This window comes from Pseudomonas sp. V88_4 (assembly GCF_029967985.1).
Taxonomy (GTDB): Bacteria; Pseudomonadota; Gammaproteobacteria; order Pseudomonadales; family Pseudomonadaceae; genus Aquipseudomonas; species Aquipseudomonas glycinae.
Genome location: NZ_JASCAF010000004.1, coordinates 22,716 through 49,206, shown reverse-complemented (window position 1 = coordinate 49,206; position 26,491 = coordinate 22,716). Strand labels below are relative to the sequence as shown.

Genomic DNA, 26,491 nt, shown 5'->3' with positions numbered 1-26,491 from the left:
TCCCACCCCCGGATAAATCCCTCCACTCAGCCTTCCGATGGGGCCGGCACGTCAAGAGCGGTACTCGAGCTAACGCTCATTGTGTTGAGTGGTGGAAGCCAGAGCCAAGCCAGAGCAGAAACCAAAGCCAAGCCAAGCCAAGCCAAGCTGAGCCAAAGCCAAAGCCAAAGCCAAAGCAGGGTGAGTTTTGTGTTTTTAACCTGAGTTCACCTCGGTGTCTCAAGTCGGCGTATCCTTCCCATACACTTCGGTCGGTCCCCTCTCCCTTCGGGCGGTCCGACGTTTCGGGAGGGCCAGGGTGAAGGCAGCGTCCTGACTGACCCACCGCATACCGTTCTCCCGCAGAGATGTCATCAGCATCTATGCCGGATATCGACTGACCTCGACGTTATCCAGTACTCGGTTCACCGCCAGTTCGGCGCGCATGATGACTTGTTGTATCCCCGGAATCCGGTGCCGTTGCGGTGAGTCGACATAGGCTGCCACGTCATTGGCCATGTCGCTGGCCGAGGCCAGGGATTCGCAGGCGTGGGCCAGCAGGCTTTCGTCGTCCATGTCCGGTGAGACCTGGAACATCTGGCTCGGTTTACGGTCGGGGCCGTCTATCCTCCCGACCCACTGTCCACAGTCCCACCCTGCTTCTGATCAAAGAACTCCGGAATCTCGTGTGTGTAGCTCTTCAACCAGCGTTGCATGCTCAGTTCACGTTCAGTGGGGGTGCTGGTCTGGGGTTTGGTGGAGGCGGCTTTGTTGCGGCTTTGCAGGAGCAGCCAGCCTTCAGTTTCCTGTTGTTGCGCCGAGGCGGGGCCGGGGTCGATGGCGTGGGTGGTCAGGGGCAGGGCGAGGAGGGTGAGGCAGAGCGCGGTGGCTTTCATGGCGGGGCTCCTTATTTGAGCATCGCGGTGGCGGCTGCGGTGACGGGGCTTGGGGTCTTGAGTTTCTGGGCGCGGGTCTGGGCCTCGTTGAATTGCTCAGGGCTCAGGTTCAGGCGGCTGACCAGTTCGGCGGCGCGGGTCCAGTCGTCCTGGTAGAGCAGCAGCGTCACCAGGTTCAGGGCGGCCAGTGAATCGCTCTGCTTGAGTTCCATGGCGGTGAGGAATTCGAAGCGGGCGTCTTCGATGCGCAGTTGGTTGAGGTACACCACGCCCAGGTCGTTGCGGATTTTTTCGTCGGTGGGGGCCAGGCGGGCGGCGCGTTGCAGGTGGGCCTGGGCCTGGCCGTAGTCGGCGCGGGCGGCGGCGAGCTGGCCGAGGCCGTGTTCGGCTTCGGCGGCCAGGCAGCTGCCGAGCAGGCCGCGATACAACGGCTCGGCTTCGCTGCGCCCCAGCAGTCGATAGACCTTGGCCTTGCGCAGGCGGACGTCGGCGAGGTTGTCCGGCAGGCTTTGCAGGTTCGCCAGGCTGGCATGCAGTTTGCCGTCCTTGGCCATGTCGTCGGCCAGGGTCATCGACAGTTGTTGTTCCTGGCTCAACGGGCCGCAACCGGCGTTCGGGTTCAGGGCGCTCCACGGCGTCTGGCCGTTGCTGGCGCAGCCGCCGAGCATCAGCAGGGTCAAGCTTGCAATCATTGCTTTCATGGCGATTCCTTCTATGAGCCCAGCGCCCGCGCCAGGGCGCTGAAGCCCGGGCCTGCGAGGACGATCAACAGCGCCGGGAAGAGAAACATCATCATCACGACGGACATTTTGGCGGACATTTTCGAGATGTATTCCTGCAGCCTGGTCAGGCGTCGGTCATCGAGCAGTTGCTTGAGCGCCAGCAGCGATTTCATCGCGCCGCCACCCTGTTGCAGCAGTTGCTGAAGGATCACGCAGGTGTCGGTGAATTCGTCCACCGCCAGCAAGCGCGTGGCCTTGTTCAGTTCCTCGCCCAGTTCCAGGCCCGAGTCGACACGGGCCAGCACCAGACGCAATTCCTGGGTCAGCACCGGCAGCAACGTCTGGCCTTCATGGCTGAGCACGCGCAACGCCTGCTCGACGGCCATGCCGGCTTCGAACAGGATGCGCAGCAAAGGGATGAAGGTGGAGATTTCCATGGCCAGTTGTTTTTGCCGGCGGGCGGCCGCCATCGCCAGCAGGCGTTTGGGCAACAGGTAGCCGATGCCGAGGGCGAACAGCGGGGCGATCCATTGACGCTCGATGTGAGGAAACAGTACCCCTTGCAGCAAGACCGCCACGGTCAGCAACAGCAGCGGCGAGCCGATCTGGCAGGCGGCGAACAGTGATCGCTGGCGGGCGCTGCGCCAGCCGAGGCGGTTGAGCAGGGTTTGGGTTTCGTTGTCGAGTTTGACCGCGCGCTGGCCGAGGGTACTGCCGCCGAGCACTTGCAGCAGGTTACCGAAACGATTGTCCCGCAGCAGCGCACCTTCCAGCCGCCGCGTGACCTGTCGCGCGCGACGGCGGCGGTCGAGCAGGCCGCTGATCAGCAAAAGTGCAGCGCCCAGCATCAACAGGGCGCTGATCATCAGAGGCATGGTCATAGGCTGCGCAACATCCGCCAGAGCAACAGGCTGCCGATCACCTGCAGGCCGAAGGCGCTGGCGAGCATCATCTGGCCGGAATGGTCGTTCCACATGGCGATCAGGTATTTGGGATTGGACAGCAGAAAGTAACCGGCCAGCCCCACCGGCAGCAGGCCGAGCACCCAGGCGGTGATGCGGGTTTCACCGGTCATGGCGCGCAACTGGCGCGATGCCTGGTCGCGTTCGCGGATCATCCGGATCAGGTTTTCCAGCAGTTCGCTGGCGTTGCCGCCGTAGCGATGATTGACCTTCAGTCCAACGGCGAACAGGCGCAATTCGTCCTTTTCATACAGCTCGGCCACATCGCCCACCGCCTCCGGAAGACTCACCCCCAATTGCACGTTGCGCTGCACCCGGCCCATGGCGTTCTTCAGCGGGTCTTCGCTGGCGTCGATCGCGCCCAGTACCGCGTCGGCCAGGGTGCGTCCGGATTTCAGGCTGCGCACCGTGTGGTCGAGCAATTGCGGCAGTTGTTCGATCATCCGTCGCAACCGTCGCTGATAGCGCCAAATGACGTAAACGCGCAGCGCCATCGGTGGCAGCACCAGCAGCAACAGAAAGCCGATCCAGCCGCCGATTGCCAGGCCGATCAGGCTGCCGAAGGCCCATAGCAGCAACCACAATTCGAGACGATCCGGGTGACCGAGACCCGCCCGCAAAAAGGCGCGCTCCAGTCCCGCCCAGCGCGGTTTCTCCGCCAGCAGCTGAGGTTGTCCCTGATTCAAGCGGTCCAGCACCCGTTCGGTGCCGCTCTGGCGCCAGCCGTTGTAGAACAGGCGCAGTGACAGACCAAGCAACGCCAGACAGATCAGGATCAGCAACAGCGGTTTGAGCATGTCGGGGCCCTCACGGTGACAGCGCCGGTTCACGGCGCAACTTGTCACCGGCCGGGTTGACCGCTTCACGCAGAAAACCGAAACCGGTGCGGCGGTCGAGACGGAACAGGGTGTTGGTGACGTAGACGTCGTCGCGTACCCCGACCACTTCCACCACTTCGCTGACGCAGCGGCGGCCGTCGGGCATGCGCGTCAGCTGGATGATCACGTCGAGTGCCGCGCAGATCATCTGGCGCAGGGTACGTTCGGCAATGGTGCGTCCGGTCAGGCCCACCAGGGTTTCCAGGCGCAGCAGCGCGTCCTGTGCGTTGTTGGCGTGGACCGTGCTCATCGAGCCGTCGTGGCCGGTGTTCATCGCCGTCAGCACGTCGACCACTTCGACCCCGCGAATCTCGCCGAGGATGATCCGATCGGGGCGCATCCGCAGGGCGTTGCGGATCAGGTCGCTGGCCTTCACTTCGCCGTGGCCCTCGGCATTCGGCGGGCGGGTTTCCAGGCGCACCACATGCGGATGGCCGAGTTGCAATTCGGCGACATCTTCGATGGTCACCAGCCGTTCGTGGGGGTTGATCAGCTGGCTGAGAATGTTCAGCAAGGTGGTCTTGCCGGTGCCGGTGCCGCCGCTGATGAGGATGTTGCAGCGCTTGCTGACGGCTTCGGCGATGAAGTCGAAGATCGCCTGATCGATGGTCTGCATCGCCATCAGGTCAGTGCTTTTAAGCATGTCCTTGCGAAATTTGCGGATCGACAGGCACGGGCCGTCGAGGGCAATCGGCGGGATGATCGCGTTGACCCGGCTGCCGTCGGGCAGGCGCGCATCGACCATCGGCGACGACTCGTCGAGGCGCCGGCCGAGCGGGGCGAGGATGCGCTGCATCACCCGTTCGACGTGGTGCGCATCGATGAAACGCAGGTCGCTCAGATGCAACACGCCATCGCGTTCGATGAACACCCGGTGCGGGCCGTTGACCAGAATCTCGGTCACGGCGCTGTCGCGCAGCAGCACTTCCAGCGGGCCGAAACCGGTCAGTTCGTCGACGATTTCTTCGGCCAGACGCTCCATTTCGTAACGGGAAATCGCTAGGTGCAGGCGGGCGATGTATTCGCCGACCTTGTCGATGACGAACTGCGATAACACTTGCCGCGAGCCTTCCAGCAGGTTTTTTCCCGACTCTTCGATGGCGTCGATGATGTAGCGGTGCAGTACCAGTTTCAGGCCGTCGTGGTCGGTGTTGCCGGTGGCGTTGCGCTGTGGTCCGCCGAACAATTGCTCGCTGCTCATGAGCTGCCTCGCAAGCGATCAAACCAGGTGACTTTGGGCTTGGCCAGGCCTTCGGAACGCTTGGCCAGCCGTTCGCCGAGGGTGCGCAGGCTCTGGCTGATGGCTTCGCGCGGGGCCAGTTCGAACAGGGTCACGCCCTGATTCTTGGCATTCAGGCGCAGTTCCGGGCTGTAGGCCAGCACTGCGATGACTTCCAGGCCGAAGGTTCTGCCGAGGGTGTCGGAGTCCGGCGCGACATTGCGCAGGTAGCGATCCACCAGCAGCCGGCCGTGGTCGAGCTTCATGCCTTTTTCGCGCCACAGATTGAGCACTGCGAGGTTGCGTCGACAGTCGAGGACATTCTGGTCGGTGTACCACAGCAGCTTGTCGCAATGGCTGACGAAGGTGCGCAGCGCTTCGCTGTCGGGTTGGCCGGTGAGGTTCACCACGATGTGCTGGAAGTGCTGGCGCAGGGCGCTGAGCAACATGTACAGCTCGGCAGCGCTGGTGCGTTCCAGCGGTTCGTCGCCGGGGGCGTAGGCGAGAATGCGCAACCCGGCCTCGGCACTGGTGAAGGCGCTGTCGATCAGGGTTGCGTCGAGGCGGCGCAGGTGACGTAACGCATCGCCGAAATGAAACGAGCTCTCCAGCCCCAGCAGGGCCAGGCTGTCACCGCGCGGCAGGCCAAGGTCAAGCAGCAAGGTCTGCTGGCCGCTCTTCTGCACCACCAGCGCCATGTGATTGGCCAGCAGCGCACCGTCGGCGTTGTTCTGGATGCTGTACAGAACGGTCAATCCGCCGAGCTGGGTGTTCGGCGTGACCGCCGGCAGGCGTTTGCTCAGCCGTCGCACCAGGCCGGCGACTTCGCTGGAACGCGAGCCGTAGGCCACGAAATCCCGGGCACCGGCGCGCATCGCGTTGAGCACCAATTGATTGTCCATGCCGTCACCGAGGGCGACGATCGCCAGCATCGGCTTGGCTTCGAGCACGCCTTCGATCAACGCACTCTGGGCCACCAGATGTTCACGGTCGAGGCCGACGAACACCAGGCTGGCGAAGGTCACGTCGACCAGCGCCAGCAGTTCGTCGAGGCTGCCGCCACCGGCGCTGACCACCTGGCCCAGGGGCGCCAGCGCGCCTTGCAGCCACTCAAGATCAGTGGTGTTGCGGGTGATGGCGAGAAAGGTCTGGCTCAGGCTCTGGCTCATTGCGATAACCCGCTGCGTTTATCGAAGTTGCCGTTTTCCAGGAAGTACAGGCGATACCAGTTCGGGTCGTAATTGCGCAGTTTCTCGCCGGGCAACGACGGCAATGGCGCGTTGACGGCCAGCGGTTGCACCAGGTGCGGGGTGACGATCATCAGCAGTTCGCGTTCTTCGCGGTTGATCGACGAGTTGCGGAAAAACGCGCCGAGTACCGGGATGTCGCCCAGCCCCGGAAACTTGTTCACCTCCGAGGCGTTGCGGGTGCTGATCAGGCCGCTGATAACGAAGCTTTCGCCATCGGCCAGGGAGATGCTGGTGTCGGTGCGGCGAATGGTGAAGGCCGGCACTTTGGTGCCGCCGATGGTCACGCCGTTGTTGTAGTCCAGCTCACTGACTTCCGGGGCGACCTTGAGGGCGATCCGGTCGTTGCTGACCACGGTCGGGGTCAGGGTCAGGCGGATACCGAATTCCTTGTACTCGATGGAGTAGCTGTTGCTGTTGGCGCTGGGCACCGGGATCGGTACCTCGCCGCCGGCGAGGAAACTCGCACTCTGTCCGCTCAGTGCAACCAGACTTGGCCGCGCGAGGGTGTAGGCGAAACCGCTGCCTTCCAATGCATTGACGATGCCGAGGAACTTGCTGCTGCCACCGCCCCAGACGATGTTGAACATGTCGTTGGCCAGCGGGATGCTCGGCGCGGCGATGCGGGGATCGATGTTGAGCAGCGGAACCACGCCCGGCGTGACGCCGGTGTTCGGCACGGTGCCCGGTGCGCCGAACAGAAAGTTGTTGGAGCCCTTGCCGTAGATCGACGTACCCGCTTCCTTGAGCTTGGTGCGGCTGACTTCGACGAAGCGGATGTCGGTCTGCACCTGCGAGGGCAGGTTCGGTTCGCTGCTGGACGGCAGCGCCGCCGCAGTCATCGCCGCACTGGCCTTGCCCTGCACGAACACCATGCTTTGACGCGGTGTGCTGGCGCAGGCGGTCCAGATCATCAACGTGGTGGCGCCGGGGCCGACGCCGGTGAGCAACACACCCTGGTCGCCGGTCACGCGCACATCGGCGATCTTCGGATCGCCCACGGCCACCCGAGTGATCGCCACCGGCGATTGCACGGCCTGTTGCAGGCCTTCGCCGATTTCCAGCACGGCCGGCAGCGGCGCAAGCGCAGCGCAGTTGCCGGTAGCGGCGGCCGCGCTGCCGATCGAAGCCACGCTCAGCAAGGAAAACTGCAGCCAGTGGAACAGGGGCGTAAAGCGTTTGCGCATGGAGGTGCATCCTTGCTCGATTCAGTGCGTGGGTTCGGCGGATTCGGTGCCGCGAATCACTTCCACGGCCGGTTTTCCTGGAGCAGTCTGACTGGCGACCGCCATGGGTTTGGGGGGCGGCGTCAACGACAGTTGGCTGAACTCGATCAACGCGCGCCGAGGGCTGTCGAGGCTGGCGGCGACGTTGTTGTCGCCGGCCCAGTAGCGCGCCAGTTGCTGCTCGTCGGCGCTGCGCACGGCCAGCCGCAATACGCCGGCGCTGGAGGCCAGCATCAGGCGGTTGAGCAACGGTTCAGGCACCGCGAGCACGACGCTGCGGGCGGCGGCGCGCAATTGTTCCTGTTTGAGTCTTTCTTCTTCGCTGTGGGCGGGGCTGGCGGGTTGGCCGCTGTTGGTCAGGCCCATCTGATTACCCACGCCGAGCACCCGCACGGCAGGCACTACCAGTTGGGCGCTCGGCTGCGGGTTGTTCTCATCCTTGCGCAAGAACAGCAGCACATCGACGTAGTCTCCCGGCGCCAGTTGCCCGCCGGCATTGATCACTTCATCGACCGCCACTGCGAGTGCGCGTTCGCCGGGGCGAATCATCCGCGCCAGCGGGCTGCCGGCCTCGAAGCTTTCCTGGGTCAGCCAGGTGCCGGCCGGCAGGGCGTGCCATGGCGTGCGGCCGATCACTTGATCGACGCTGGCCAGGCTGCCGGCGGGGGCGGTGCGCAGTTTTTCCACGGCGACATCGGCGGCGGTGATGGTCACGAACGGTGCAATGTCGCGCACCAGCACCACGACTGGCTGGCGAGTCGGATCTTCCACCGGTGCCGGGGTGGCGACGGGGGTATCAGGGGCGGCAACCACGGGTTCGGCGGCCGGGGCCTGGCGACTCAAAGTGAGCCCCCAGTAACCGGCGATGATGGCACCCAGCAGCAAAATGCCGGCCAGACCCAGAGTGACGCGACTGTTCATGACGGCTCTCCCTTTCCCGCTGCGCTCTGTCTCTTGCAACAACCCGTGACGTCCAACGAGATAACTTCGCAATCAGGCAGCTATGAACGAGTAACTATTTCGCTATTTGACGGTAGCGCAGCCCGAACAAAATGCCATTACGCGGGCCGAAATATCCGCCGAAAGCAGGGGACTAAAGCGCCAAACATGGTTTTTTTCCGTTGTTTTAGTAGTTAGTACTTTGGTGTTAATCCGTTCTTACAGTTGTAGGTCCGGACTTTGCCGACAATGCTGATGCTGGCACGGGGAAATCATGTTGCGAACGCATAACACCCGGTGCCTTCAAGGAGAATCAGTCATGTCCTTCGCAAAAAAAACCGTGCAGACAATCAAGTCCCAGATCACTTTTTACAAAGGCCTGGTCAAGGACACCGAAGGAGCTTCAGGTATCGAATACGCGATCATCGCCGGTATGGTGGCGGTGGCGCTGGCCGCATTCGTGACACCGATCTCGAACGCCATTACCACGATGTTCACCACCATTCAGGCCGCACTCTGATCGGGTAGGCAGCCATGGCCGGCAACTTGCGAATGCGCCCAAGGGGTTCTAACGTCAGCGCTTAGTCCATCGCAGGAATCGCCCTATGTCTTTCTCCCATACGCCCCGCCAACAGTTGCTTCTGGTCGATGACGAGGAGGACGCACTGCTGGAACTGGCGGAGTTGCTGGAAGGGGAAGGTTTTGTCTGTCATACCGCGACGTCGGTGAAGCTGGCCCTGCATCATCTGACACGGCATCCGGACATTGCGCTGGTGATTACTGATCTGCGCATGCCGGAGGAAAGTGGCATGTCGTTGATCAAGCGGCTGCGTGAACACACTTCGCGTCAGCATTTACCGGTGATTGTGACTTCCGGGCATGCGGACATGGAGGATGTGAGTGACATGTTGCGGTTGCAGGTGCTGGATCTGTTTCGCAAGCCGATTTATCACGTTCGGTTGCTTGAGACGCTGGATAATCTGTTTCCCAAGCCTCGGGTGAATGTTTCTTGAGGGTTTGACTTGGCGGCCTTTGGGCCGACCATGTTGTTGGGGTTTTGGGTGAATATCCGTTTCTGCGGGTGCGCCTGCTGGCGGTTTCGCCCTTACGGCGACTCACTTTTTTGACAAACGCCCGGAGTGCCGGCCCAGTCAAAAAGTAAGCAAAAAAACGCTTGCTCCTGCGTTCGGCCCGCTCGCTGGGGCTCGGGGTTCCTTCGTTCCGGGTTTCATCCGGGGGCATCGCCTACGGTTTGCTTCGCTGCACCTCCTCTCGATGTGTTTGGCTCCGCCAAACGGTCGCTGCGCTCCCACCCCCGGATGAATCCCTACACTCAGCCTTCCGACGTCGCCCGTAGATCAAAAGCGGTACTCGAGCTAACGCTCATTGTGTTGAGTGGTGAGGAGCGATAAGCGATAAGCGAAAGCGGACTGCTTTTGTTTGATCGTTCCCACGCTCTGCGTGGGAATGCAGCCTGGGACGCTCTGCGTTCCGATCTGGGATTCGCCGGCGATCAAGCGGCTTACAACTGGTAGCTGAAACTGATGCTGTAACGCGGCCGGCGGTTGAAGGTGTCCAGCGCTTCATCCGACATCGCCTTGGCGGCTTCCAGGGCAATGTTGTAGTACTTCGCATCGCCGAATCTCAGGCCGACCGCCGCCGATGACAGGTTGTTGGCCTGCACCGGCAATTCATTGAACCAGCTGCGTGAGCGGTCGAGCACGAAGTACGGTTGCAGGATGCGCACCCAGTTGCCGTCGCGGTTGAAGCTGTAGTTGATTTCGTAAGCCACGCCCCAGCCCTTGTCGCCGGACGCCTGGTCGTCGGGATAGCCGCGGCCGAAGTTCTGGCCGCCGAATACGGCGCGCTCGCTGTCGGGCAGGGTGTCGTCACTCCAGTACAACGCGGCTGACAGTACGCCTTGCCAGTTATCAAGGAACTTGTCGCTTTGCACCCCCGACAGACGCACGCGGAAAAAATCGAGGTCGATGGCGCTGTTGTTGGTGCGCGCGCCCAGGCTGTCCAAGCCCTGATACACGCCGCCGCTGAGGATCCGCAGTTGCCGGGCATCGGCCTTGCGCCAGTCGCTTTCGAAGGCGAGAGCGCGGATGTCGGTGCGTTCTTCGACGCTCAACGGGTAGCCGATCACGTTGTAGCGGGTCTTGTCGTTGACCGCGTACAGACGCGATCCGGCGGTCAGCAATTCATCCGAAGCGGCAATCAGCGGCAGGCTGAAGCCGAGCGAGTAACGGTCGTTTTCGCGATGCGGCTTGAGTTCCAGGCCGTTGTTCAGCAGCACGTTGGTGCCGGGATCGGCGCGATAGCGTGAGGCCGACAGGCTCAGTTGCGCACCCTCGTCGTTGATGAACTGGTTGTAGTCCAGCCGATAGTAATGCTCGTGATCATCCCCCGGTGGAAACAGGCCGCTGAACGTCAATTGTTCGCCCATCGAGGTTTGTGAATTGCTGCTGACACCGAGCAGGGCCTGAGTGCCGTTACGGTTGTCTTCGGTGGTGCTCAGGGTGCTGGTGAACGGTTTGCGGCTGGCCTGGGCGATCAGCGTGGTTGCGCCATCGGTGGTGCCGGGCGGTGGCACCTGGGCCTGGATCGTCACGCCGGGAATGCGGGTCATCAGTGTGGTGTAGCGCTCGAACGTCTTGCGTGTGAGAGGTCGCTCGGCCTGGAGCTTGGCGGCCAGTCGGTCGAGCAGGGCTTTGACCCGCCCCACGTCGCCCGCGATCTGCACGTCCCGGACATAGCCTTCCACCAGTACGACGCGCGCCACGCCGTCATCGAAGGTCTGCTGTGGCAGGAAGGCGTAGGACAGCAGATAGCCGTCCTGTTGATAACGTCGAGTGATCGTGCGGGTGGCCTCGATCAGATCGGCGAGGCTGCTCTCGCGGCCGATCAGGGGTTTGTAGATTTCTGCCAGTTCGTTCAGCGGGTAAAGCGTGCCGCCTTCGATCTGCACAGTGTTGAGTTTGATCTTGGTGCTCATCATCAACGGCTCGGCGGCGGCCCCTGGCTCCGGCACTTGCAGCGGCGCGGCATTCGGCCGGTAGGCGTCGGCGGGTAAATTGGGTACCGGCAGATTGCGTATGGTTTCGTTGCTGTTGAGAAAGCTGGGCAGGGTATCGGCGAGGGCTGTGGAACTGAGACTGACAAACAGCAGGGATGCCATAACGCGCATAGGACACTCCATGTTCAACCCCCGGCACCGGGCGGATTTTCTCCCAAGAAAAAAGCGGAAGACTCGTGGGAATCTTCCGCCCTCAACCAAGCGTAGGCGCTGTAGGTTCGGCCGTCGAATCGGCCAGGTGCAATTCAGCGTTTGTTGCCGCCCAGGGTCCCGGTGAGACCACCGAGGACGCCACCCAGTCCGCCGCCGGTTCCGGTGGCGGTGCCACCGTTGACCAATCCGCCGACCGCAGTGACCGTGTTGCCCACCGTGGTGACGGTGTTACCGACCGCCGCCACGACCGGATTGCTGTTGGTGCTGGCAATCGTGTTGCCGAGATTGCCGACGGCACCGCCGACCTGGCCGGTGAGACCGGCGACCGGAGTACCGAGCCCGGTGGCGGCGCCGACGTTCTGGGTCAGGCTGGTGACCGCCGTGGTGACTGGCGCAAGTCCGGCGCCCACGTTGTTGCCCAGGGTTGCCAGGGGCGTGGTCGGGCTGGTGATCGGCGAGCCCGAACCGCCGAGCACGGTGTTGAGCGAGGCCACGGTATTACCGGCCGCCGCCAGCACGCCACCCGGTGCGGCGAGGGTGCCATTGCCGCTGCTCAAGCCGGCGCCGACGTTGACCACGGCGCCGCCGACGGTTTGCAGCAGGCCATTGTTGCCCAGGCCGCCACCGACGCCCGTTCCGGAACCGGTGCCGTTATCTACCAGCCCGCCGGCCTTGCCGACCGCGGTGCCGACATTGCTCAGGGCACCGCCGACGGTGTTGGTCAGGGCGTTGCCGTTGCCGGCGACAGTGACCTTGTCACCCACGCCGTCAACCGTGCTGCCGACCTTCTGGACCAAACCGTTCAACGGCGCGCCCAGCCCTGTAGCCGTACCGAGTTTGTCCGTGGTGCTTTCGACCATGGCAATTACCGGCACCAGTTTGCTGCCGACTTCTTTGGTAACCGAGCCGAGCGGGCCGGTGGTGGTGGCGGTGCTGAGGGTGTCGCCGAGCATGGTGACCTTTTCGCCGACCCCATTGAGCACTGGGGCGACCTTGGTTACCACACCGCCGACCACGGGAACGCTGCCCGTGGCAGTGGCCAGTTTGCCGCTCAGGTCGGACACGCCGTTACCCACATCCTGCACCACGCCGCCGACCGCCGAAGCGGTGACGCCCAGGCCATTGTCGGTGGTTGCCAGTTTGCCGATGCCGTTGGCTACGCCGTCACCCAGCGTGGTCACTACGTTGCCGGCAGTCCGGGCCGCGCTTTGCACCACGCCGCCAACGACAGGCACGCCGCTCAGGGAGTCACCGACCTGGCCGACGCCATCGCCGACGCCGCTGACGGTATTGCCGACGTCCTGCACCAGGGTGGTGGTAACCAGAGGTGTCGGTGTACTCGGGTTGGTTGGGTTGGTCGGATCCGTCGGGTCGGTGGGATTGGTCGGGGTCGTCGTGCCGCCGGTTCCGCCAGTGCCACCGGTACCGCCAGTGCCTGCCGTGTCTCCGGTGCCACCGGTACCGCCCGTGCCACCCGTACCGGCAGTCGAGCTGTCTGGAGAAGAACTGCCGGAGCTGCTGTGATGACCGCCGCCGCCACTGCTGCAACCGGCCAGACCGAGGGAGAGAATGAGGGCCAGTGCCGTTGCCGATTTGCACCATGCCGCATGAGCTTTCATTTGAGTTTTCATGAGCGTTATTCCTTGCACCTGTCACAACGTTTGTTGTCTTCGATGGCCCGCCGATTCTGTTGCCGGCAGTGCCTTCGTCCGTTGTGCTCATATCAGTCGCAAGGCCGGATCCACGCCATTCTCAAGTTGGTATTAACGCCTTTATGCAGGGGGCTGCGAGTGCCGCCTAACGACTAATACCGAGGATATAGGCGCGCAAAAAAAAAGCCTTGAAAATCAAGGCCGGGTTTTCAAGAGTGCGATGTGGGCGGCGCGGGAAAACTTAAGTGATATATACACAATTGAGCAGGTTTTCCCGGCCTTGATGTCAGGCCACCGGCTGCCAGTTGCCCACCATGTGTTCCAGGTCCCCGGCGCCAATCAGACGCAACTCACCGCTGGAACCGGCAGCGCTGGCGAACAGGCTCACCTCGCTGGGCAGGCGCACCGGTTTGCGAAAGTGCACGGTGACCTCAAGGTTGGCCTTGGGCAGATGATCCGCCAGTGCCGCCAGTGTACGGGCCTTGTTCCACAGACCATGAGCGATGGCGGTTGGGAAACCGAACAGCTTGGCGCTGGCGGCACTCAGGTGGATCGGGTTGTAGTCGCCGGAGACTTTCGCGTATTGCCGGCCGATGTCCGCCGGCGCCTTCCATTGCGCCACTTGCATCAGCGGCAGCGCCGGCTCCCAGGCCCGTTCGACCGGTTCACCTTCAAGCTTCACGCCGCGACAGAGCATTTGGCTTTCGGCTTCCCACAACGGGCCGAGTTGATCGTCGAGGGTGGTCAGCAGATCGAAGGTCGCGCCTTTGGGATGGGGTTGCAGGTTATGCACCCGGACGCTGACTTGTGCACGACTGATCCCGCCCATCGGCCGCAATACGCGGATGCGATTGCTCAGATGAATCAGCCCCAGCAACGGGAATGGAAACTCTTTGGCGGTCAGCAACTGCATCTGCAGGGCGAACGCCAGGATATGCGGATAGGTCGGCGGCAGCAGACCGTCATCGGCGAAACCGCAGACCTTGCGATAGGCCGCCAGCCGTTTGCCGTCCACCTCGACGGCGCAGCGCAAACCGCTGTCGGGCAGGGTGGTGCCGGTGATTTTGCGTCGGCTCGCCGCCCGGGCATACAGCCCCGGCAGGCTCGGCTCGTGGTGCAGCGTGTGCCATTCGATCGTCATGTTCAGGCCCCCAGAACGCTTTGGCCGCACACCCGCAGCGCTTGTCCGGTGAACGCGCCGGTGCCCGGTTGGGCCAGCCAGGCCACGGCTTCGGCGACGTCTTGCGGCAGGCCGCCCTGGCCCAGCGAACTCATGCGCCGCCCGGCTTCACGCAGGCCGAACGGAATGTGCGCAGTCATCTGGGTCTCGATGAACCCCGGCGCCACGGCGTTGATGCTGATGCCGCGTTCGAGCAGGGTCGGCGCCCAAGCCTGGGCCAGTCCGATCAGCCCGGCCTTGCTCGCCGCGTAATTGGTCTGCCCGCGATTACCGGCGATGCCGCTGATCGAGGCGAGCAGAATCACCCGCGCGTTATCGCGCAAGGTGCCGCTGTCGAGCAGGGCCTTGGTCAGCACTTGCGGTGCGTTGAGGTTGACCGCCAGCACCGCGTCCCAGAACTCCGGGGTCATGTTGGCCAGGGTCTTGTCGCGGGTGATGCCGGCGTTGTGCACCAGAATGTCGAGGCCGTCCGGCAGCTGTTCGATCAGTTGCGCGGCGGCGTCTTCGGCGCAGATGTCGAGGGTGATGGCGCGCCCGCCGAGGCGAGCGGCCAGGGCTTCGAGATCGGTTTTCGCGGGCGGTACGTCGAGCAGGATCACTTCGGCGCCGTCACGGGCCAGGGTTTCGGCGATGGAGGCGCCGATGCCGCGCGCCGCGCCAGTGACCAGCGCCTTGCGCCCGGCCAATGGGCGGGTCCAGTCGGTGACCTGAGTGGCGCAGGCCGTCAGACGAATGACTTGTCCGGAGACGAAAGCGCTTTTCGGCGAGAGGAAAAACCGCAGCGGTCCTTCGAGCTGATCCTCGGCACCTTCGCCGACGTAGATCAGTTGCAGCGTGCCGCCGCTGCGCAGTTCCTTGGCCAGCGAGCGCGAGAAGCCTTCAAGCGCCCGTTGTGCGCTGGCAGAAAACGGGTCACGCAGGGTTTCCGGGGCACGGCCGAGGATCACCAGATGCGCGCTGCTGTCGAGGTTCTTCATCAACGGCTGGAAGAATTCACGCAGTTGCTTGAGCTGATCGGTGTGCTGCAAATCGCTGGCGTCGAACACCACGGCCTTGAGTTTCGGGCCATGGCCGGGAATCCATTGAGTGGCGGTCGCCGGCTGGTCGCCGTAACGGTAGATCGCGTCGGTCAGGCGATTGGCGAATGCACTGACCCGCTCGGCCAGCGGCCCGCCGCCGATCAGCAGCGCACTCTCCACTGGCCGCAGGCGCCCGGCCTGCCAGCGTTCCAGCCGCACCGGCGACGGCAGGCCCAGGGCCCCGACCAGACGGTGGCCGATGGACGAGTTGGCGAAGTCGATATAGCGGTCAGACATGGAACGCTCTCCAGAAGATGGGGTTCAAAGTGTGGACTGCGAAGGGCAATCAATCGTTCGATCCACGCAATAAGGCCTACGCTAGAACAGCAGAGTAGTTTGCCCTCGGCGTTTTTGTGGCCGAACACATGGCAAATACACCACCGACCCTGTGGGAGCGGGCTTGCCCGCGATGGCGGAGTGTCAGCCACCGAAGGTGTTGGATGTGCCGGCTCTATCGCTGGCAAGCCAGCTCCCACAGGGATTTCCATGAGTCTGAATCAACAAGGAGCATTTCATGAGTCAGCTGCGCCGCGTCGCGATCATTGGTGGCAACCGCATTCCGTTTGCCCGCTCCAACGGGCCCTACGCCACCGCCAGCAATCAGGTGATGCTCACCGCCGCCCTCGAAGGCCTGATCGAACGCTACAACCTGCACGGCCAGCGCATCGGCGAAGTGGTCGCAGGGGCGGTGCTGAAATTGTCACGGGATATGAACCTGACCCGCGAGTGCGTGCTCGGCTCACGCCTGTCGCCGGCCACCCCGGCCTATGACATTCAGCAGGCTTGCGGCACCGGCCTGGAAGCGGCGTTGCTGGTGGCGAACAAGATCGCCCTCGGCCAGATTGATTGCGGTATTGCCGGTGGCGTCGACACCACGTCGGACGCGCCGATCAGCGTCAGCGAAGGCCTGCGCAAGATCCTTCTGCAGGCCAACCGCGCCAAGACCACCGGCGACAAGCTCAAGACCTTTTTGCAATTGCGCCCGAAACACCTGATCCCCGAATTCCCGCGCAACGGCGAACCGCGCACCGGCCTGTCGATGGGCGAGCACTGCGAATTGATGGCGCAGACCTGGAACATCCCCCGCGAGGAACAGGATCAACTGGCCTTCGAAAGCCACCACAAACTGGCGGCGTCCTACAGCGAAGGCTGGCACAACGACCTGATGACCCCATTCCTCGGCCTGACCCGCGACAACAACCTGCGCCCGGACCTGACCCTGGAAAAACTCGCGACCCTGAAACCGGCGTTCGAGAAAAGCGCCAAGGGCACGCTGACCGCCGGCAACTCCACGCCACTGACCGATGGCGCCTCGGTGGTGTTGCTGGGTAGCGAAGAGTGGGCGAAGGAACGTGGACTGCCGATCCTTGCGTATCTGCGCGACGGCGAAGCAGCGGCGGTGGATTTCGTCAACGGCGCCGAAGGGCTGCTGATGGCTCCGGTCTATGCGGTGCCGCGCCTGCTGGCACGCAATGGGCTGACCTTGCAGGACTTCGATTACTACGAAATCCACGAGGCCTTTGCTGCGCAGGTGTTGTGCACGTTGAAGGCCTGGGAAGATCCGGAATACTGCAAGACCCGGCTGGGGCTGGACGCGCCGTTGGGCTCGATTGACCGCAGCCGCTTGAACGTCAAGGGCAGCTCACTGGCGGCGGGGCATCCGTTCGCCGCGACGGGCGGGCGAATTGTGGCGAATCTGGCGAAGTTGCTGGATGCGGCGGGGCAGGGGCGGGGGTTGATTTCGATTTGTGCGGCTGGCGGACAGGGTGTGACGGCGATCATCGAGCGCTGAAAGAACAGGAATTCCCTCTCCCAAAGGGAGAGGGAATTCCAAAGGTTACTCAGGTACGAAACCTTCGCACCAACCCATCCAGCTCATTCGACAACCCCGCCAGACTCTGCGAATCCAGCCGCGCCGAATTCGCCAGTTCCGCCACCAACTGCGCATCACCATGAATCTGGCTGATGTGCCGATTGATGTCCTCAGCCACCTGATGCTGCTCTTCCGCCGCCGTCGCAATCTGCGTGTTCATATCGCGAATCACATCCACCGACTCACGGATCTGCCCAAAGCTTTCTCGCGCTTCGCCGATACGTGCCACCGATTGCTGCGACACGTCGAGGCTGGCGCGCATCTGCTGGGTCACCGCGCTGGTGCGCTTGGCCAGGTTGCCCAGCAGCCCGTCGATTTCCGCCGTCGAATCCGCCGTGCGTTTAGCCAGTGCGCGAACCTCGTCGGCCACTACCGCAAAACCACGCCCCTGCTCACCGGCCCGCGCTGCTTCGATGGCCGCGTTGAGCGCCAGCAGGTTGGTTTGTTCGGCGATGGAACGGATGGTGCCGAGGATCGACTGGATGTCGTTGCTGTCGCGCTCCAGTTGCTGCATCGACTGCGCCGATTGCTCCAGTTCCTGGCTCAGTTGGTCGACGCTGTGCACTGCCGCATCGATCTGCTGCTGACCTTCGCGGGCCTGGCGCTGGCCGCTGTCGGCCGACTCGGCCGCCTGGCTGCACGAGCGGGCGACTTCGTTGGCGGTGGCGACCATTTCGTGGAATGCGGTCGAGACCATGTCTACCGCTTCGCGCTGGCGTCCGGCGGCTTCGGCCATGTCGCCGGAAACCCGAGTCGAACTCTGCGAAGTGGCGAGGATTTTCCCGGCTGCGCCGCCGATGTGCTGGATCAGGCTGCGGATCGCGGTGAGGAACTGGTTGAACCAGTTGGCCAGTTGCGCGGTTTCGTCGCTGCCACGGATGTCGAGGCTCTTGGTCAGGTCGCCTTCGCCCTGGGCGATGCCTTCCAGGCCGTTGGCCACGCTGCGGATCGGTCGCACGATCAGGCTGGCAAAACTGGCACCGACCACGGCAAAAAACACCGCCAGCACGGCGGCAATGATCGCGATCAGCCAGGTCAGTTGGGTGGCGGAACTCATCACTTCGTTCTGTTTGATCAGGCCGATGAAGGTCCAGCCCAGTTGCTCCGATGGCCAGACATTGGCCATGTAACGTTCGCCGTTGAGCTCGACGTCCACCAGCCCTTTGCCGGCCTTGGCCAGTTGCGCATAGCCATCGCCGAGGCTGTCGAGTCGCTTGAAGTTGTGCTCCGGTTGCTTCGGATCGACCAGCACCGTGCCGGTGTTTTCCATCAGCATCAGGTAACCGCTTTCGCCGAGCTTGATCTGTTTGACGATCTCGGTCAGCTGCTTGAGCGACACGTCAATGTTGACCACCCCACCCTGGGCGCCCAACTGGTTGGCGACCGCGCGCACGGTGCTGACCAGTACCGCGTCATCGCCGGCCCAGTAGTAGGCTTCGGTGCGCAGGGTTTTGCCCGGGTTGGCCATGGCGGTCTTGTACCAGGGGCGGGTGCGCGGGTCGTAGTTGGCCATCTTCGGATCGCCCGGCCAGAAGGCATAGCCGCCGCTGTTCAATCCATAGGACACGTAGGAGTAGGCCGGGTGGGATTTGGCCAGCCCCTCGAACAGTGCAAACAGTTGCTTGTCGATCTCGCCATCCGAGGTGTCGGAAGCGTTGGCGCTCATGCGGCTGCGCACGCTGCCGTCGGCGTTTTTGACCAATGGTTGCGCCGCCAGGTAATCGACGTTCTGGCTGATGCCGTCGAAAAACAGCTGCATGGCATTGCTGACCTGACGGATCTCGCGCCCGCTGCTGTCGACAAAATCGTCCCGGGCATCGCTGCGCAGGTTCAGTACCACCAGCGTGGCGACCAGCACCACGGGCAAGCAGGCGATGATTGCAAACGCCCAGGTCAACTTCTGTTTGATGTTCATCCGCGCTCCAGATTTTCTTGTAGGCCCACGCAGTGCAGATGACTCGCGGTTATTGGCAGCCGAAAAACCTATTTCTCACCCGTTTCCTTGGGTGCAACATCGACATTTTTTTGGAACGATTGTCGGACAAATTCCTCTGTCACAGAGGAATTCGGCCGCACGAAAGGGAAATTGAGGCCAGAAGAGAAAATTCTTACGAGATGCGTGCATCGGGATGTCAGATTCTGTCGCAAATGCCCTCAAGTCCTGTCGCCAACAACTTCGACAGCCTCGGCTATGATTCGCAGCGGCCGATATAGCGGCGGATCGGCCCGGTTTATCCGGCACAGTGTGTGCATCCACAGGTTCACAGGTCGGCAACCCCTCCCCGTGATGCGAGGATTGCCGTATAACGAGTGACATTCGCGTGTTTGGTAATAAAGGACCCACAATAAAAGCTGATGAAGACTCCAAAACGCATTGAACCCCTGATCGAGGACGGTCTGGTCGACGAAGTGCTGCGTCCACTCATGAGTGGCAAAGAAGCAGCTGTTTATGTGGTGCGCTGCGGCAATCAGTTACGTTGCGCAAAGGTCTACAAGGAGGCGAACAAACGCAGTTTCCGCCAGGCGGCCGAGTATCAGGAAGGCCGCAAGGTTCGCAACAGCCGACAGGCCCGGGCCATGGCCAAGGGTTCCAAGTTCGGGCGCAAGGAAGCCGAAGACGCCTGGCAGAACGCCGAAGTCGCGGCGCTGTTCCGCCTGGCCAATGCCGGGGTGCGGGTGCCCAAGCCGTACGACTTCCTCGAAGGCGTGCTGCTGATGGAACTGGTGGCCGACGAGTACGGCGATGCCGCGCCGCGTCTGAACGACGTGGTGCTGGAGCCGGATCAGGCCCGCGAATATCACGCGTTCCTGATTTCGCAGATCGTGCTGATGTTGTGTACCGGTCTGGTGCACGGTGACCTTTCGGAGTTCAACGTGCTGCTGACGCCGACCGGCCCGGTCATCATCGACCTGCCGCAAGCGGTGGACGCCGCCGGCAACAACCACGCGTTCAGCATGCTGGAACGTGACGTCGGCAACATGGCTTCGTACTTCGGTCGCTTCGCGCCGGAGCTGAAGAAGACCAAATACGCCAAGGAAATGTGGGCGTTGTACGAAGCGGGTACGTTACATCCGGCCAGCGTGCTGACCGGCGAGTTCGACGATCCCGAGGACCTTGCCGATGTCGGCGGGGTGCTGCGCGAGATCGAAGCGGCGCGTCTGGATGAGGAGCGCAAGCAAGCCATCCGCGCGGCGGACGACGAGCCCAAGGGCAAGTCCGACGAACCGCCTCCGCCACCGTGGATGCAGTGAGCATCTGAAAGGGAAAACCCGGCTTCGGCCGGGTTTTACACATTCAAGGATTGACTGTGACCACCACCTCCCGCAATGCCCGGCTGATCATCACAGCCCGGCTGATTGCCGATTTCGGCGCTTTCCTGAACATGGTTGCGCTGGCCACGTATGTCTACCTGCTGAGCAACAGCGCGATGAGCGTGGGGATTTTTCTTGCCAGTCGCGTGGGCGGCGGAATCTTTGCGAGTCTGATCGGCACCGCGTTCTATCGTCGATGCAGTGGCCGTCTGCCGTTGATTGCCTTCGATCTGCTGCGCGCCGCTGTGCTCGGGCTGTTGCTCATCGTGCCGGTCGGTCAGCAGGCGTTGTTGCTGCCGCTGATCGCGTTCGGCCTGGGCTTTGGCAATTCGATGTTCGCCATCGGCCTCAACAGCCAGTTGCCGCGCTTGATCGAGCCGGCGCAGTTGCTCAGGACCAATGCCTGGATCACCTCCGCCTCGTCCATGGCGATGGTCGGCGGCAGTCTGGTGTCCGGGTTGCTGGTTGCGGGGGTTGGTTTTGAAGCGGTGTTCGCACTGAACGCGCTGACCTACCTGCTGGCGGCGGTGTTGATTGCGCCGCTGCGGTTCAGTGCACCGGAGCCTTTGGCCGAATCAAGCGATGAGCGCAGCGAATGGTCAGCGTTGGTCCAGGGCTTGCGCAGCGCTCCGGTGGTGGCGGCGATGCTGGCGGTGACCATGGCCGACACCCTTGGCAGCGCTGCGCACAACGTCGGTTTTCCGATCATCTCCAAACTGCTGACGCCGGACTCGGCGAGCACCACGCTGGGCCTGATGCTTGCGGTGTGGGCCGCCGGCAAACTGCTCGGCGCGCGGATCGCCAGTCGCTTGAACGGCTCGGAAAACGTTCATCTGGAGCGCCGCTATTTCGGTGGCGTGCTGCTGATGTCCTGCGGCTTCATCCTGATGTTCCAGCAGCACAGCGTCGTCGGCCTGTTGCTGTTTTCGCTGCCGGCCGGATTGGGCGACGGTTTCTCGGAAGTCGGCCTGATGTCACGCCTGCAACGGGAGCCGGAGCCCCTGCGCCTGCCGATCTTCAGTTTCCTGACGTTGTTGCAGATGACCGGATTCGGCGTCGGCATGCTGATCGCCGCGCCGTTCTATGAGTGGTGGACGCCGGGTGCCGTGGTGCTGTTGTTCCACGGCATTCCCCTCGCCACTGTGCTGTCGATGAAAGCCCTGTTGCTCAGGCACGCGCGGGTTGCGCGCAGCCACCCGACGCCAGTTCCTTGAGGATCGGGCAGTCCGGACGATGGTCGCCGTGGCAGTGCTCGACCAGATCCTGCAGGGTATCGCGCAGTTCGCCGAGTTCGCGGATCTTCTGATTAAGCTCGTCGATGTGCTGTCGCGCCAGGGCCTTCACATCGGCGCTGGCGCGCTGGCGATCCTGCCAGAGGGTCAGCAGTTTCCCAACTTCTTCCAGCGAGAAACCCAGGTCCCGCGAGCGCTTGATGAACGCCAGCGTATGCAGGTCATCGTCGCCGTAGATGCGATAGCCGCTGTCGGTGCGATGGGCAGCCTTGAGCAGACCGATCGACTCGTAATACCGGATCATTTTCGCGCTCAGGCCACTGTGGCGGGCCGCTTGGCCGATGTTCATCGGTTGTCCTCCAGGTCCTCGGGTTTCCAGGTTTTCAACAGTAGCGCATTGCTCACCACGCTGACGCTCGACAAGGCCATCGCCGCACCGGCCAGCACCGGGTTGAGAAAGCCGAACGCCGCCAGCGGAATGCCGATCAGGTTATAGACGAAAGCCCAGAAAAGGTTCTGCCGGATCTTCGCGTAAGTCTTGCGGCTGATCTCCAGCGCCGCCGGCACCAGCCGCGGATCGCCGCGCATCAGGGTGATGCCGGCGGCGTGCATCGCCACGTCGGTGCCGCCGCCCATGGCGATGCCGATGTCGGCAGCGGCCAGTGCCGGGGCGTCGTTGATGCCGTCGCCGACCATGGCCACGACGCCGGTTTTTTTCAGCTCGGCGACGGTGGCGGCTTTCTCCGCTGGCAGCACTTCGGCATGGACGTTTTCGATGCCCAGTGCTTCGGCGACCACCCGTGCGCTGCCGCGGTTGTCGCCGGTCAGCAGGTGGCTGTGGATGTGCTGGGCGGCCAGTTGTTGCACCGCGTGCAGCGCGCCGGGCTTGAGGGTGTCGCCGAAGGCGAACAGGCCGAGTACGCGGGGCGCCGGACTTTGCTCGATCAGCCACGACAGCGTGCGGCCTTCGGTTTCCCAGGCCTTGGCGGATTCGCTCAGGTTCCCGGCGTCAAGACCGCTTTCCTCCAGCAAGCGCCGGTTGCCCAGGGCCAGGCGCCGGCCGTCGAGGCTGCCGGCGATGCCGCGCCCGGTCAGGGACTGGCTGTCGCTGACATCGGGCACCGTCAGATTGCGTTCGGCACAGGCATCCAGCACCGCTTTGGCCAGTGGATGTTCGCTGCCGCGTTGCAGCGCGCCGGCCGCTGTCAGCAGGGCATTTTCGTCACCGTCGACCGCACTGAAATGCGCGATGCGCGGCGTGCCGGAGGTCAGGGTGCCGGTCTTGTCGAACACCACGGCGCTGACTTCATGGGCACGCTCCAATGCTTCGGCGTCCTTGATCAGAATCCCGTGCCGCGCCGCCACGCCGGTGCCAGCCATGATTGCGGTCGGTGTCGCCAGACCGAGGGCGCATGGGCAGGCGATCACCAGCACCGCGACGGCGTTGATCAGCGCGGTTTCCAGCGGCGCGCCGTATAGCCACCAGCCGATCAGCGTGGCCAGGGCCAGCAGCAGAACCGTCGGCACGAACACCTGACTGACTTTATCCACCAGTTTCTGGATCGGAGCCTTCGCGGCCTGGGCGTCTTCCACCAGACGGATGATCCGCGCCAGCACGCTTTCCGCACCGAGCGCCGTGGTGCTCACCAGCAAGCGGCCTTCGCCATTGATCGCACCGCCGGTGACCTTGTCGCCCGGCTGTTTGGGCACCGGCAGGCTTTCGCCGCTGATCAACGCTTCGTCGGCATGGCTCTGGCCTTCCAGCACTTCGCCGTCCACCGGGAAACGTTCACCGGGTTTGACCAGAACTCGGTCGCCAAGACGCAGGGCGCTGATGGCGACGTCCTGTTCACGGCCATCGATGACTTGAATCGCCCGCTCCGGCCGCAAGGCTTCCAGTGCGCGAATGGCGCTGGCCGTCTGGCGTTTGGCGCGGCTTTCCAGGTATTTGCCGAGCAACACCAGCGCGATGACCACTGCCGAGGCCTCGAAATACAGGTGCGGCATGCGCCCGGCGGCGGTGGCCCATTCGTAGAGACTCAAGCCATAACCGGCGCTGGTGCCCAGCGCTACCAGCAAGTCCATGTTGCCGGCCCCGGCGCGTACGGCTTTCCAAGCGGCGACGTAGAAGCGTGCGCCGAAGATGAATTGCACCGGGGTGGCGAGGGCGAACTGCGCCCAGGCCGGGAGCATCCAGTGAATGCCGAATGGTTGCAGCAGCATCGGCAGCACCAGCGGCAAGGCGAGGGCGATCGCGCAGATCAGCGCCCAGCGCTCATGGTTCAGGCGCTGTTGGCGATTGTCGGTCTGGTGTTCGAGTTCGAAGAGGCTGGCCGAATAGCCGGCCTTGCTCACGGCGGCGATCAGGGTTTGCGGATCGACCGCGCCGAGCAGTTCAAGATGAGCACGTTCATTGGCGAGGTTGACGCTGACGCTCTTCACCCCCGGTACTTTGTTCAGGGCGCGTTCGACGCGGCCGACGCAGGAAGCGCAGGTCATGCCGTCGATGTTCAATTCCACGGTTTGCTGCGGCACGCTGTAACCGGCGCGTTCGACCGCCTCCATCAGCGCCGGCAGGCTGTCGCCGGGTGCCTGCACCCGGGCCTGTTCGGTGGCGAGGTTGACGCTGACGGCAGTGGCACCGCTGACTTTGCTCAAGGCCCGCTCGACACGGCCGGCGCAACTGGCGCAGGTCATGCCGCTGATGGGCAGATCGAACGTGATGGAATCGGACATCGGTCGTACTCCCTGTAGAAGAGGCCTACAGGATCAACCTTGCCATGCTGGCAAGGTCAAGCGCCAATCCGAAAGTGTCAGTAACCGAGGCCAGTGGGCTTGAGGTACATGCCTTCCGCATTCATCGCAATCCGGAACTTCAGGATGTCGCCGGCATGCAGTTTGATCTCCTGCGAGCCCGGCGCGAGCATGCCCGGGTTGCAGCCCGGCATTTGCCCCGGCAGCAGCTTCAGGCGCAGCGACACATTGCCCGGCGGCAGGTTGAACGAGGTGCTTTGCTCCTGGAACAGGCGCGCCGACAGTTGATCCTGAATGTAAACGCCGATTTCGCAGGAAGTCGCGACTTCCAGGCGCTCGCGGGAAATGATCAGCACCCCGTAATCTTCCCCGGCGGCCTGCACCGAAGGGATTGCGGCAAAAAGGCTGAGTACGCCAAACAGGCTGAAAGCTGACCAGCGCATGGCTGAATCTCCTGAATTCAAGTCATTGATGCACGCAGCTTGGCCGAGCGCGGCGCCGATTGCCAGCCCGGCAGTTTTTTGCAGAACTTGACCTTGCCATCGTGGCAAGCCCGAAACTGCCGACAACCTCACTCAAAGGAGTCATTCCATGCAAGTGTTCACTGTTGAAGGCATGTCCTGCGGTCACTGTGTCAAAGCCGTCACTCAGGCGGTGCAGAGCAAGGATCCGGCCGCCAGCGTGCGGGTCGATCTGGCGGCGAAGGAAGTCGGCGTCGAAAGTGCGTTGAGCGCCGAGCAGGTGATCGAGGCGATCAGCGAAGAAGGTTACGCCATCAAACTCGCCTGATCTTTTTAATAGTTAGCGAGCTACCGGAATGTTCAAGGCGTCCTCGCGCGGCTAGACTGTCGGGCTGCACTCCACCGAAATGCCCCCCAACTGCCTGCCAGACCTGGACGCCTGATGAACTTCCGTACCCTTCTGATTCTCGGTGCCCTGACCGCTTTCGGTCCGTTGGCGATCGACTTCTATCTACCCGCCTTTCCCACCATGGCGCTGGCGTTCGGCACCGATGAGAAAGACGTTCAGCTGACGCTGTCGGCTTACTTCTTTGGTCTGTCCATTGGTCAACTGGCTTACGGGCCGGTGGCGGATCGCTTCGGCCGGCGGATTCCGTTGCTGATCGGTCTGACGCTGTTCACGCTGGCGTCAGTGGCCTGCGCCTATGCGCCGAATCTGGAGTGGCTGATCGGAGCGCGGCTGGTGCAGGCGCTGGGCGGTTGCGCGGGAATGGTGATTGCCCGGGCGGTGGTCAGCGACAAGTGCGACGCGGTGGGGTCGGCGAAAGTTTTCTCGCAGTTGATGCTGGTGATGGGGTTGGCACCGATTCTGGCGCCGATGCTCGGCGGTCTGCTGGTCAACACCACGGGCTGGCAGTCGATCTTCCTGGTGCTGACGGCGTTCAGTGCCCTCGCCGGGCTGGCGGTGGCCCTCGGCCTGCCGGAAAGTCTGCCGGCGCATGTTCCGCGTCAGCCGTTGTCCGGTGCCCTGCGTCAGTACGGTCGGCTGCTGGCCGATCCGGTCTACATGGGGCATGCCCTGACCGGCGGCATCGCCATTGCCGGGATGTTTGCCTACATCGCCGGCTCCCCGTTCATTTTCATCAAGTTGTATGGCGTACCGGCCGAGCATTTCGGCTGGCTGTTCGGCACCAACGCGGCCGGGTTCATTCTGGTCGCACAGGTCAATGCGCGCCTGCTGGCCAAGCGCGGTCCGGCCTTTCTGCTGTCACGGGCGGTCTGGGTTTACCTGGCCGCCGGGCTGACGCTGCTCGCGGTCAGCGCCTTGCACACCGAGGCCCTGTGGCCATTGCTGATCCCGTTGTTCATCTGCGTGGCCAGCCTTGGCTGCATCAGCCCCAATGCGGCGGCGTGTGCGATGAACGGGCAGGGCGGTCGCGCCGGCAGTGCTTCAGCGTTGCTCGGCAGCATGCAATTCAGCGTCGCCGCCGGGGCTTCGGCGCTGGTGGGCATCCTGCACGATGGCAGCGCCGTGCCGATGGCCATGGTCATCAGCCTGTGCGGTCTGTTGGTCGTCTGCGCGGCGACACTGACCCGGCGCATGCAGAATGCCCGGGCGCTGGCAAAGGCGCAGGCCGAAATCCAGTAA

24 protein-coding genes and 1 pseudogene are annotated in these 26,491 nt (G+C 63.1%); 8 read left to right on the top strand and 17 right to left on the bottom strand.

Annotation, left to right across the window (positions count from 1 at the left end; all coding sequences use genetic code 11):
• On the top strand, positions 1 to 204 hold a 204-nt coding region (locus tag QLG12_RS05940), incomplete at its 5' end, for a hypothetical protein (protein WP_282474119.1).
• 156 nt (positions 205 to 360) lie between these two features.
• Here the strand turns inward: QLG12_RS05940 and QLG12_RS05935 are convergent.
• The 9 genes and pseudogenes from QLG12_RS05935 to cpaB all read right to left on the bottom strand — a co-directional run.
• Positions 361 to 603, bottom strand: a pseudogene (locus QLG12_RS05935) (hypothetical protein); the annotation flags it as partial.
• On the bottom strand, positions 603 to 875 hold the full coding sequence (locus QLG12_RS05930) for a DUF3613 domain-containing protein (protein WP_197869849.1): 273 nt from the start codon (positions 873 to 875) through the stop codon (positions 603 to 605). The pseudogene QLG12_RS05935 and the gene QLG12_RS05930, both read right to left, overlap by 1 nt.
• Positions 876 to 886: 11 nt before the next feature.
• The gene (locus tag QLG12_RS05925) at positions 887 to 1,576 is read right to left on the bottom strand and encodes a tetratricopeptide repeat protein (protein ID WP_011332285.1); all 690 of its coding nucleotides are present in this window, start codon (positions 1,574 to 1,576) and stop codon (positions 887 to 889) included.
• Between the two features lie 11 nt (positions 1,577 to 1,587).
• Positions 1,588 to 2,478: a type II secretion system F family protein gene (locus tag QLG12_RS05920; RefSeq protein WP_197869848.1), complete on the bottom strand. Its 891-nt coding sequence runs from the start codon at positions 2,476 to 2,478 to the stop codon at positions 1,588 to 1,590.
• Positions 2,475 to 3,356, bottom strand: coding sequence for a type II secretion system F family protein (locus QLG12_RS05915; RefSeq protein ID WP_282474118.1), 882 nt, complete (start codon positions 3,354 to 3,356; stop codon positions 2,475 to 2,477). The genes QLG12_RS05920 and QLG12_RS05915 overlap by 4 nt, the downstream gene beginning before the upstream one ends.
• A gap of 10 nt (positions 3,357 to 3,366) precedes the next feature.
• Positions 3,367 to 4,638: a CpaF family protein gene (locus QLG12_RS05910; protein WP_236194637.1), complete on the bottom strand. Its 1,272-nt coding sequence runs from the start codon at positions 4,636 to 4,638 to the stop codon at positions 3,367 to 3,369.
• Complete coding sequence (locus tag QLG12_RS05905; protein WP_236194636.1) at positions 4,635 to 5,825, bottom strand: pilus assembly protein; 1,191 nt, start codon at positions 5,823 to 5,825, stop codon at positions 4,635 to 4,637. Before QLG12_RS05905 ends, QLG12_RS05910 begins: the two co-directional genes overlap by 4 nt.
• Entirely contained in the window at positions 5,822 to 7,090 is a 1,269-nt protein-coding gene (locus QLG12_RS05900) for a type II and III secretion system protein family protein (protein ID WP_197869845.1), read from the bottom strand. Before QLG12_RS05900 ends, QLG12_RS05905 begins: the two co-directional genes overlap by 4 nt.
• A gap of 21 nt (positions 7,091 to 7,111) precedes the next feature.
• Positions 7,112 to 8,050 (bottom strand): Flp pilus assembly protein CpaB, encoded by a 939-nt coding sequence (gene cpaB, locus QLG12_RS05895; protein ID WP_282474117.1) that lies wholly within the window; start codon positions 8,048 to 8,050, stop codon positions 7,112 to 7,114.
• A 337-nt stretch (positions 8,051 to 8,387) separates the two neighbouring features.
• Between cpaB and QLG12_RS05890 the strand changes: the two genes are divergently transcribed.
• Complete coding sequence (locus QLG12_RS05890) at positions 8,388 to 8,588, top strand: Flp family type IVb pilin (RefSeq protein ID WP_282474116.1); 201 nt, start codon at positions 8,388 to 8,390, stop codon at positions 8,586 to 8,588.
• Between the two features lie 85 nt (positions 8,589 to 8,673).
• A complete protein-coding gene (locus QLG12_RS05885; RefSeq protein ID WP_011332293.1) occupies positions 8,674 to 9,081 on the top strand; it encodes a response regulator in 408 nt (135 codons plus the stop codon).
• Positions 9,082 to 9,590: 509 nt separating this feature from the next.
• Here QLG12_RS05885 and QLG12_RS05880 read toward each other — a convergent pair.
• The 4 genes from QLG12_RS05880 to QLG12_RS05865 form a co-directional block, all read right to left on the bottom strand.
• Positions 9,591 to 11,258 (bottom strand): POTRA domain-containing protein, encoded by a 1,668-nt coding sequence (locus tag QLG12_RS05880; protein ID WP_282474115.1) that lies wholly within the window; start codon positions 11,256 to 11,258, stop codon positions 9,591 to 9,593.
• 134 nt (positions 11,259 to 11,392) lie between these two features.
• Positions 11,393 to 12,931 (bottom strand): collagen-like triple helix repeat-containing protein, encoded by a 1,539-nt coding sequence (locus QLG12_RS05875; protein ID WP_282474114.1) that lies wholly within the window; start codon positions 12,929 to 12,931, stop codon positions 11,393 to 11,395.
• A gap of 307 nt (positions 12,932 to 13,238) precedes the next feature.
• Positions 13,239 to 14,093, bottom strand: coding sequence for a MaoC/PaaZ C-terminal domain-containing protein (locus QLG12_RS05870; protein ID WP_282474113.1), 855 nt, complete (start codon positions 14,091 to 14,093; stop codon positions 13,239 to 13,241).
• 2 nt (positions 14,094 to 14,095) lie between these two features.
• On the bottom strand, positions 14,096 to 15,448 hold the full coding sequence (locus QLG12_RS05865; RefSeq protein ID WP_197869838.1) for a 3-oxoacyl-ACP reductase: 1,353 nt from the start codon (positions 15,446 to 15,448) through the stop codon (positions 14,096 to 14,098).
• Between the two features lie 277 nt (positions 15,449 to 15,725).
• Between QLG12_RS05865 and QLG12_RS05860 the strand changes: the two genes are divergently transcribed.
• Positions 15,726 to 17,003, top strand: coding sequence for an acetyl-CoA C-acetyltransferase (locus QLG12_RS05860; protein WP_064379268.1), 1,278 nt, complete (start codon positions 15,726 to 15,728; stop codon positions 17,001 to 17,003).
• Positions 17,004 to 17,052: 49 nt separating this feature from the next.
• On the opposite strand, the gene QLG12_RS05855 is transcribed toward QLG12_RS05860, so the two are convergent.
• On the bottom strand, positions 17,053 to 18,999 hold the full coding sequence (locus QLG12_RS05855; RefSeq protein ID WP_197869836.1) for a methyl-accepting chemotaxis protein: 1,947 nt from the start codon (positions 18,997 to 18,999) through the stop codon (positions 17,053 to 17,055).
• 440 nt (positions 19,000 to 19,439) lie between these two features.
• Between QLG12_RS05855 and QLG12_RS05850 the strand changes: the two genes are divergently transcribed.
• Together QLG12_RS05850 and QLG12_RS05845 are read left to right on the top strand one after the other, a co-directional pair.
• Positions 19,440 to 20,336, top strand: a complete 897-nt coding sequence (locus QLG12_RS05850; RefSeq protein ID WP_011332300.1) for a PA4780 family RIO1-like protein kinase — start codon at positions 19,440 to 19,442, stop codon at positions 20,334 to 20,336.
• A 56-nt stretch (positions 20,337 to 20,392) separates the two neighbouring features.
• Complete coding sequence (locus QLG12_RS05845) at positions 20,393 to 21,610, top strand: MFS transporter (protein WP_282474112.1); 1,218 nt, start codon at positions 20,393 to 20,395, stop codon at positions 21,608 to 21,610.
• Here the strand turns inward: QLG12_RS05845 and cueR are convergent.
• The 3 genes from cueR to QLG12_RS05830 form a co-directional block, all read right to left on the bottom strand.
• Positions 21,564 to 21,977 carry a Cu(I)-responsive transcriptional regulator gene (gene cueR, locus QLG12_RS05840; protein ID WP_282474111.1) on the bottom strand — a complete coding sequence of 138 codons (414 nt, stop codon included), beginning with the start codon at positions 21,975 to 21,977 and terminating at the stop codon, positions 21,564 to 21,566. The two genes, QLG12_RS05845 and cueR, sit on opposite strands and share 47 nt — an antisense overlap.
• Positions 21,974 to 24,364: a heavy metal translocating P-type ATPase gene (locus QLG12_RS05835; protein ID WP_236194628.1), complete on the bottom strand. Its 2,391-nt coding sequence runs from the start codon at positions 24,362 to 24,364 to the stop codon at positions 21,974 to 21,976. Before QLG12_RS05835 ends, cueR begins: the two co-directional genes overlap by 4 nt.
• 77 nt (positions 24,365 to 24,441) lie before the next feature.
• Complete coding sequence (locus tag QLG12_RS05830) at positions 24,442 to 24,825, bottom strand: hypothetical protein (RefSeq protein WP_197869833.1); 384 nt, start codon at positions 24,823 to 24,825, stop codon at positions 24,442 to 24,444.
• 148 nt (positions 24,826 to 24,973) lie between these two features.
• Here QLG12_RS05830 and QLG12_RS05825 point away from each other — a divergent pair, with 148 nt between their 5' ends.
• Positions 24,974 to 25,171: a cation transporter gene (locus tag QLG12_RS05825; RefSeq protein ID WP_007958490.1), complete on the top strand. Its 198-nt coding sequence runs from the start codon at positions 24,974 to 24,976 to the stop codon at positions 25,169 to 25,171.
• 114 nt (positions 25,172 to 25,285) lie between these two features.
• A complete protein-coding gene (locus tag QLG12_RS05820; protein ID WP_108559457.1) occupies positions 25,286 to 26,491 on the top strand; it encodes a multidrug effflux MFS transporter in 1,206 nt (401 codons plus the stop codon).

Excerpts from the sequence above, each read along its gene's own strand:
- QLG12_RS05930 (WP_197869849.1), bottom strand. The coding sequence starts at position 875 with ATGAAAGCCACCGCGCTCTGCCTCACCCTCCTCGCCCTGCCCCTGACC.
- QLG12_RS05925 (WP_011332285.1), bottom strand. The coding sequence starts at position 1,576 with ATGAAAGCAATGATTGCAAGCTTGACCCTGCTGATGCTCGGCGGCTGC.
- QLG12_RS05920 (WP_197869848.1), bottom strand. The coding sequence starts at position 2,478 with ATGACCATGCCTCTGATGATCAGCGCCCTGTTGATGCTGGGCGCTGCA.
- QLG12_RS05915 (WP_282474118.1), bottom strand. The coding sequence starts at position 3,356 with ATGCTCAAACCGCTGTTGCTGATCCTGATCTGTCTGGCGTTGCTTGGT.
- QLG12_RS05910 (WP_236194637.1), bottom strand. The coding sequence starts at position 4,638 with ATGAGCAGCGAGCAATTGTTCGGCGGACCACAGCGCAACGCCACCGGC.
- QLG12_RS05905 (WP_236194636.1), bottom strand. The coding sequence starts at position 5,825 with ATGAGCCAGAGCCTGAGCCAGACCTTTCTCGCCATCACCCGCAACACC.
- QLG12_RS05900 (WP_197869845.1), bottom strand. The coding sequence starts at position 7,090 with ATGCGCAAACGCTTTACGCCCCTGTTCCACTGGCTGCAGTTTTCCTTG.
- cpaB (WP_282474117.1), bottom strand. The coding sequence starts at position 8,050 with ATGAACAGTCGCGTCACTCTGGGTCTGGCCGGCATTTTGCTGCTGGGT.
- QLG12_RS05890 (WP_282474116.1), top strand. The coding sequence starts at position 8,388 with ATGTCCTTCGCAAAAAAAACCGTGCAGACAATCAAGTCCCAGATCACT.
- QLG12_RS05885 (WP_011332293.1), top strand. The coding sequence starts at position 8,674 with ATGTCTTTCTCCCATACGCCCCGCCAACAGTTGCTTCTGGTCGATGAC.
- QLG12_RS05880 (WP_282474115.1), bottom strand. The coding sequence starts at position 11,258 with ATGCGCGTTATGGCATCCCTGCTGTTTGTCAGTCTCAGTTCCACAGCC.
- QLG12_RS05875 (WP_282474114.1), bottom strand. The coding sequence starts at position 12,931 with ATGAAAACTCAAATGAAAGCTCATGCGGCATGGTGCAAATCGGCAACG.
- QLG12_RS05870 (WP_282474113.1), bottom strand. The coding sequence starts at position 14,093 with ATGACGATCGAATGGCACACGCTGCACCACGAGCCGAGCCTGCCGGGG.
- QLG12_RS05865 (WP_197869838.1), bottom strand. The coding sequence starts at position 15,448 with ATGTCTGACCGCTATATCGACTTCGCCAACTCGTCCATCGGCCACCGT.
- QLG12_RS05860 (WP_064379268.1), top strand. The coding sequence starts at position 15,726 with ATGAGTCAGCTGCGCCGCGTCGCGATCATTGGTGGCAACCGCATTCCG.
- QLG12_RS05855 (WP_197869836.1), bottom strand. The coding sequence starts at position 18,999 with ATGAACATCAAACAGAAGTTGACCTGGGCGTTTGCAATCATCGCCTGC.
- QLG12_RS05850 (WP_011332300.1), top strand. The coding sequence starts at position 19,440 with ATGAAGACTCCAAAACGCATTGAACCCCTGATCGAGGACGGTCTGGTC.
- cueR (WP_282474111.1), bottom strand. The coding sequence starts at position 21,977 with ATGAACATCGGCCAAGCGGCCCGCCACAGTGGCCTGAGCGCGAAAATG.
- QLG12_RS05835 (WP_236194628.1), bottom strand. The coding sequence starts at position 24,364 with ATGTCCGATTCCATCACGTTCGATCTGCCCATCAGCGGCATGACCTGC.
- QLG12_RS05830 (WP_197869833.1), bottom strand. The coding sequence starts at position 24,825 with ATGCGCTGGTCAGCTTTCAGCCTGTTTGGCGTACTCAGCCTTTTTGCC.
- QLG12_RS05825 (WP_007958490.1), top strand. The coding sequence starts at position 24,974 with ATGCAAGTGTTCACTGTTGAAGGCATGTCCTGCGGTCACTGTGTCAAA.
- QLG12_RS05820 (WP_108559457.1), top strand. The coding sequence starts at position 25,286 with ATGAACTTCCGTACCCTTCTGATTCTCGGTGCCCTGACCGCTTTCGGT.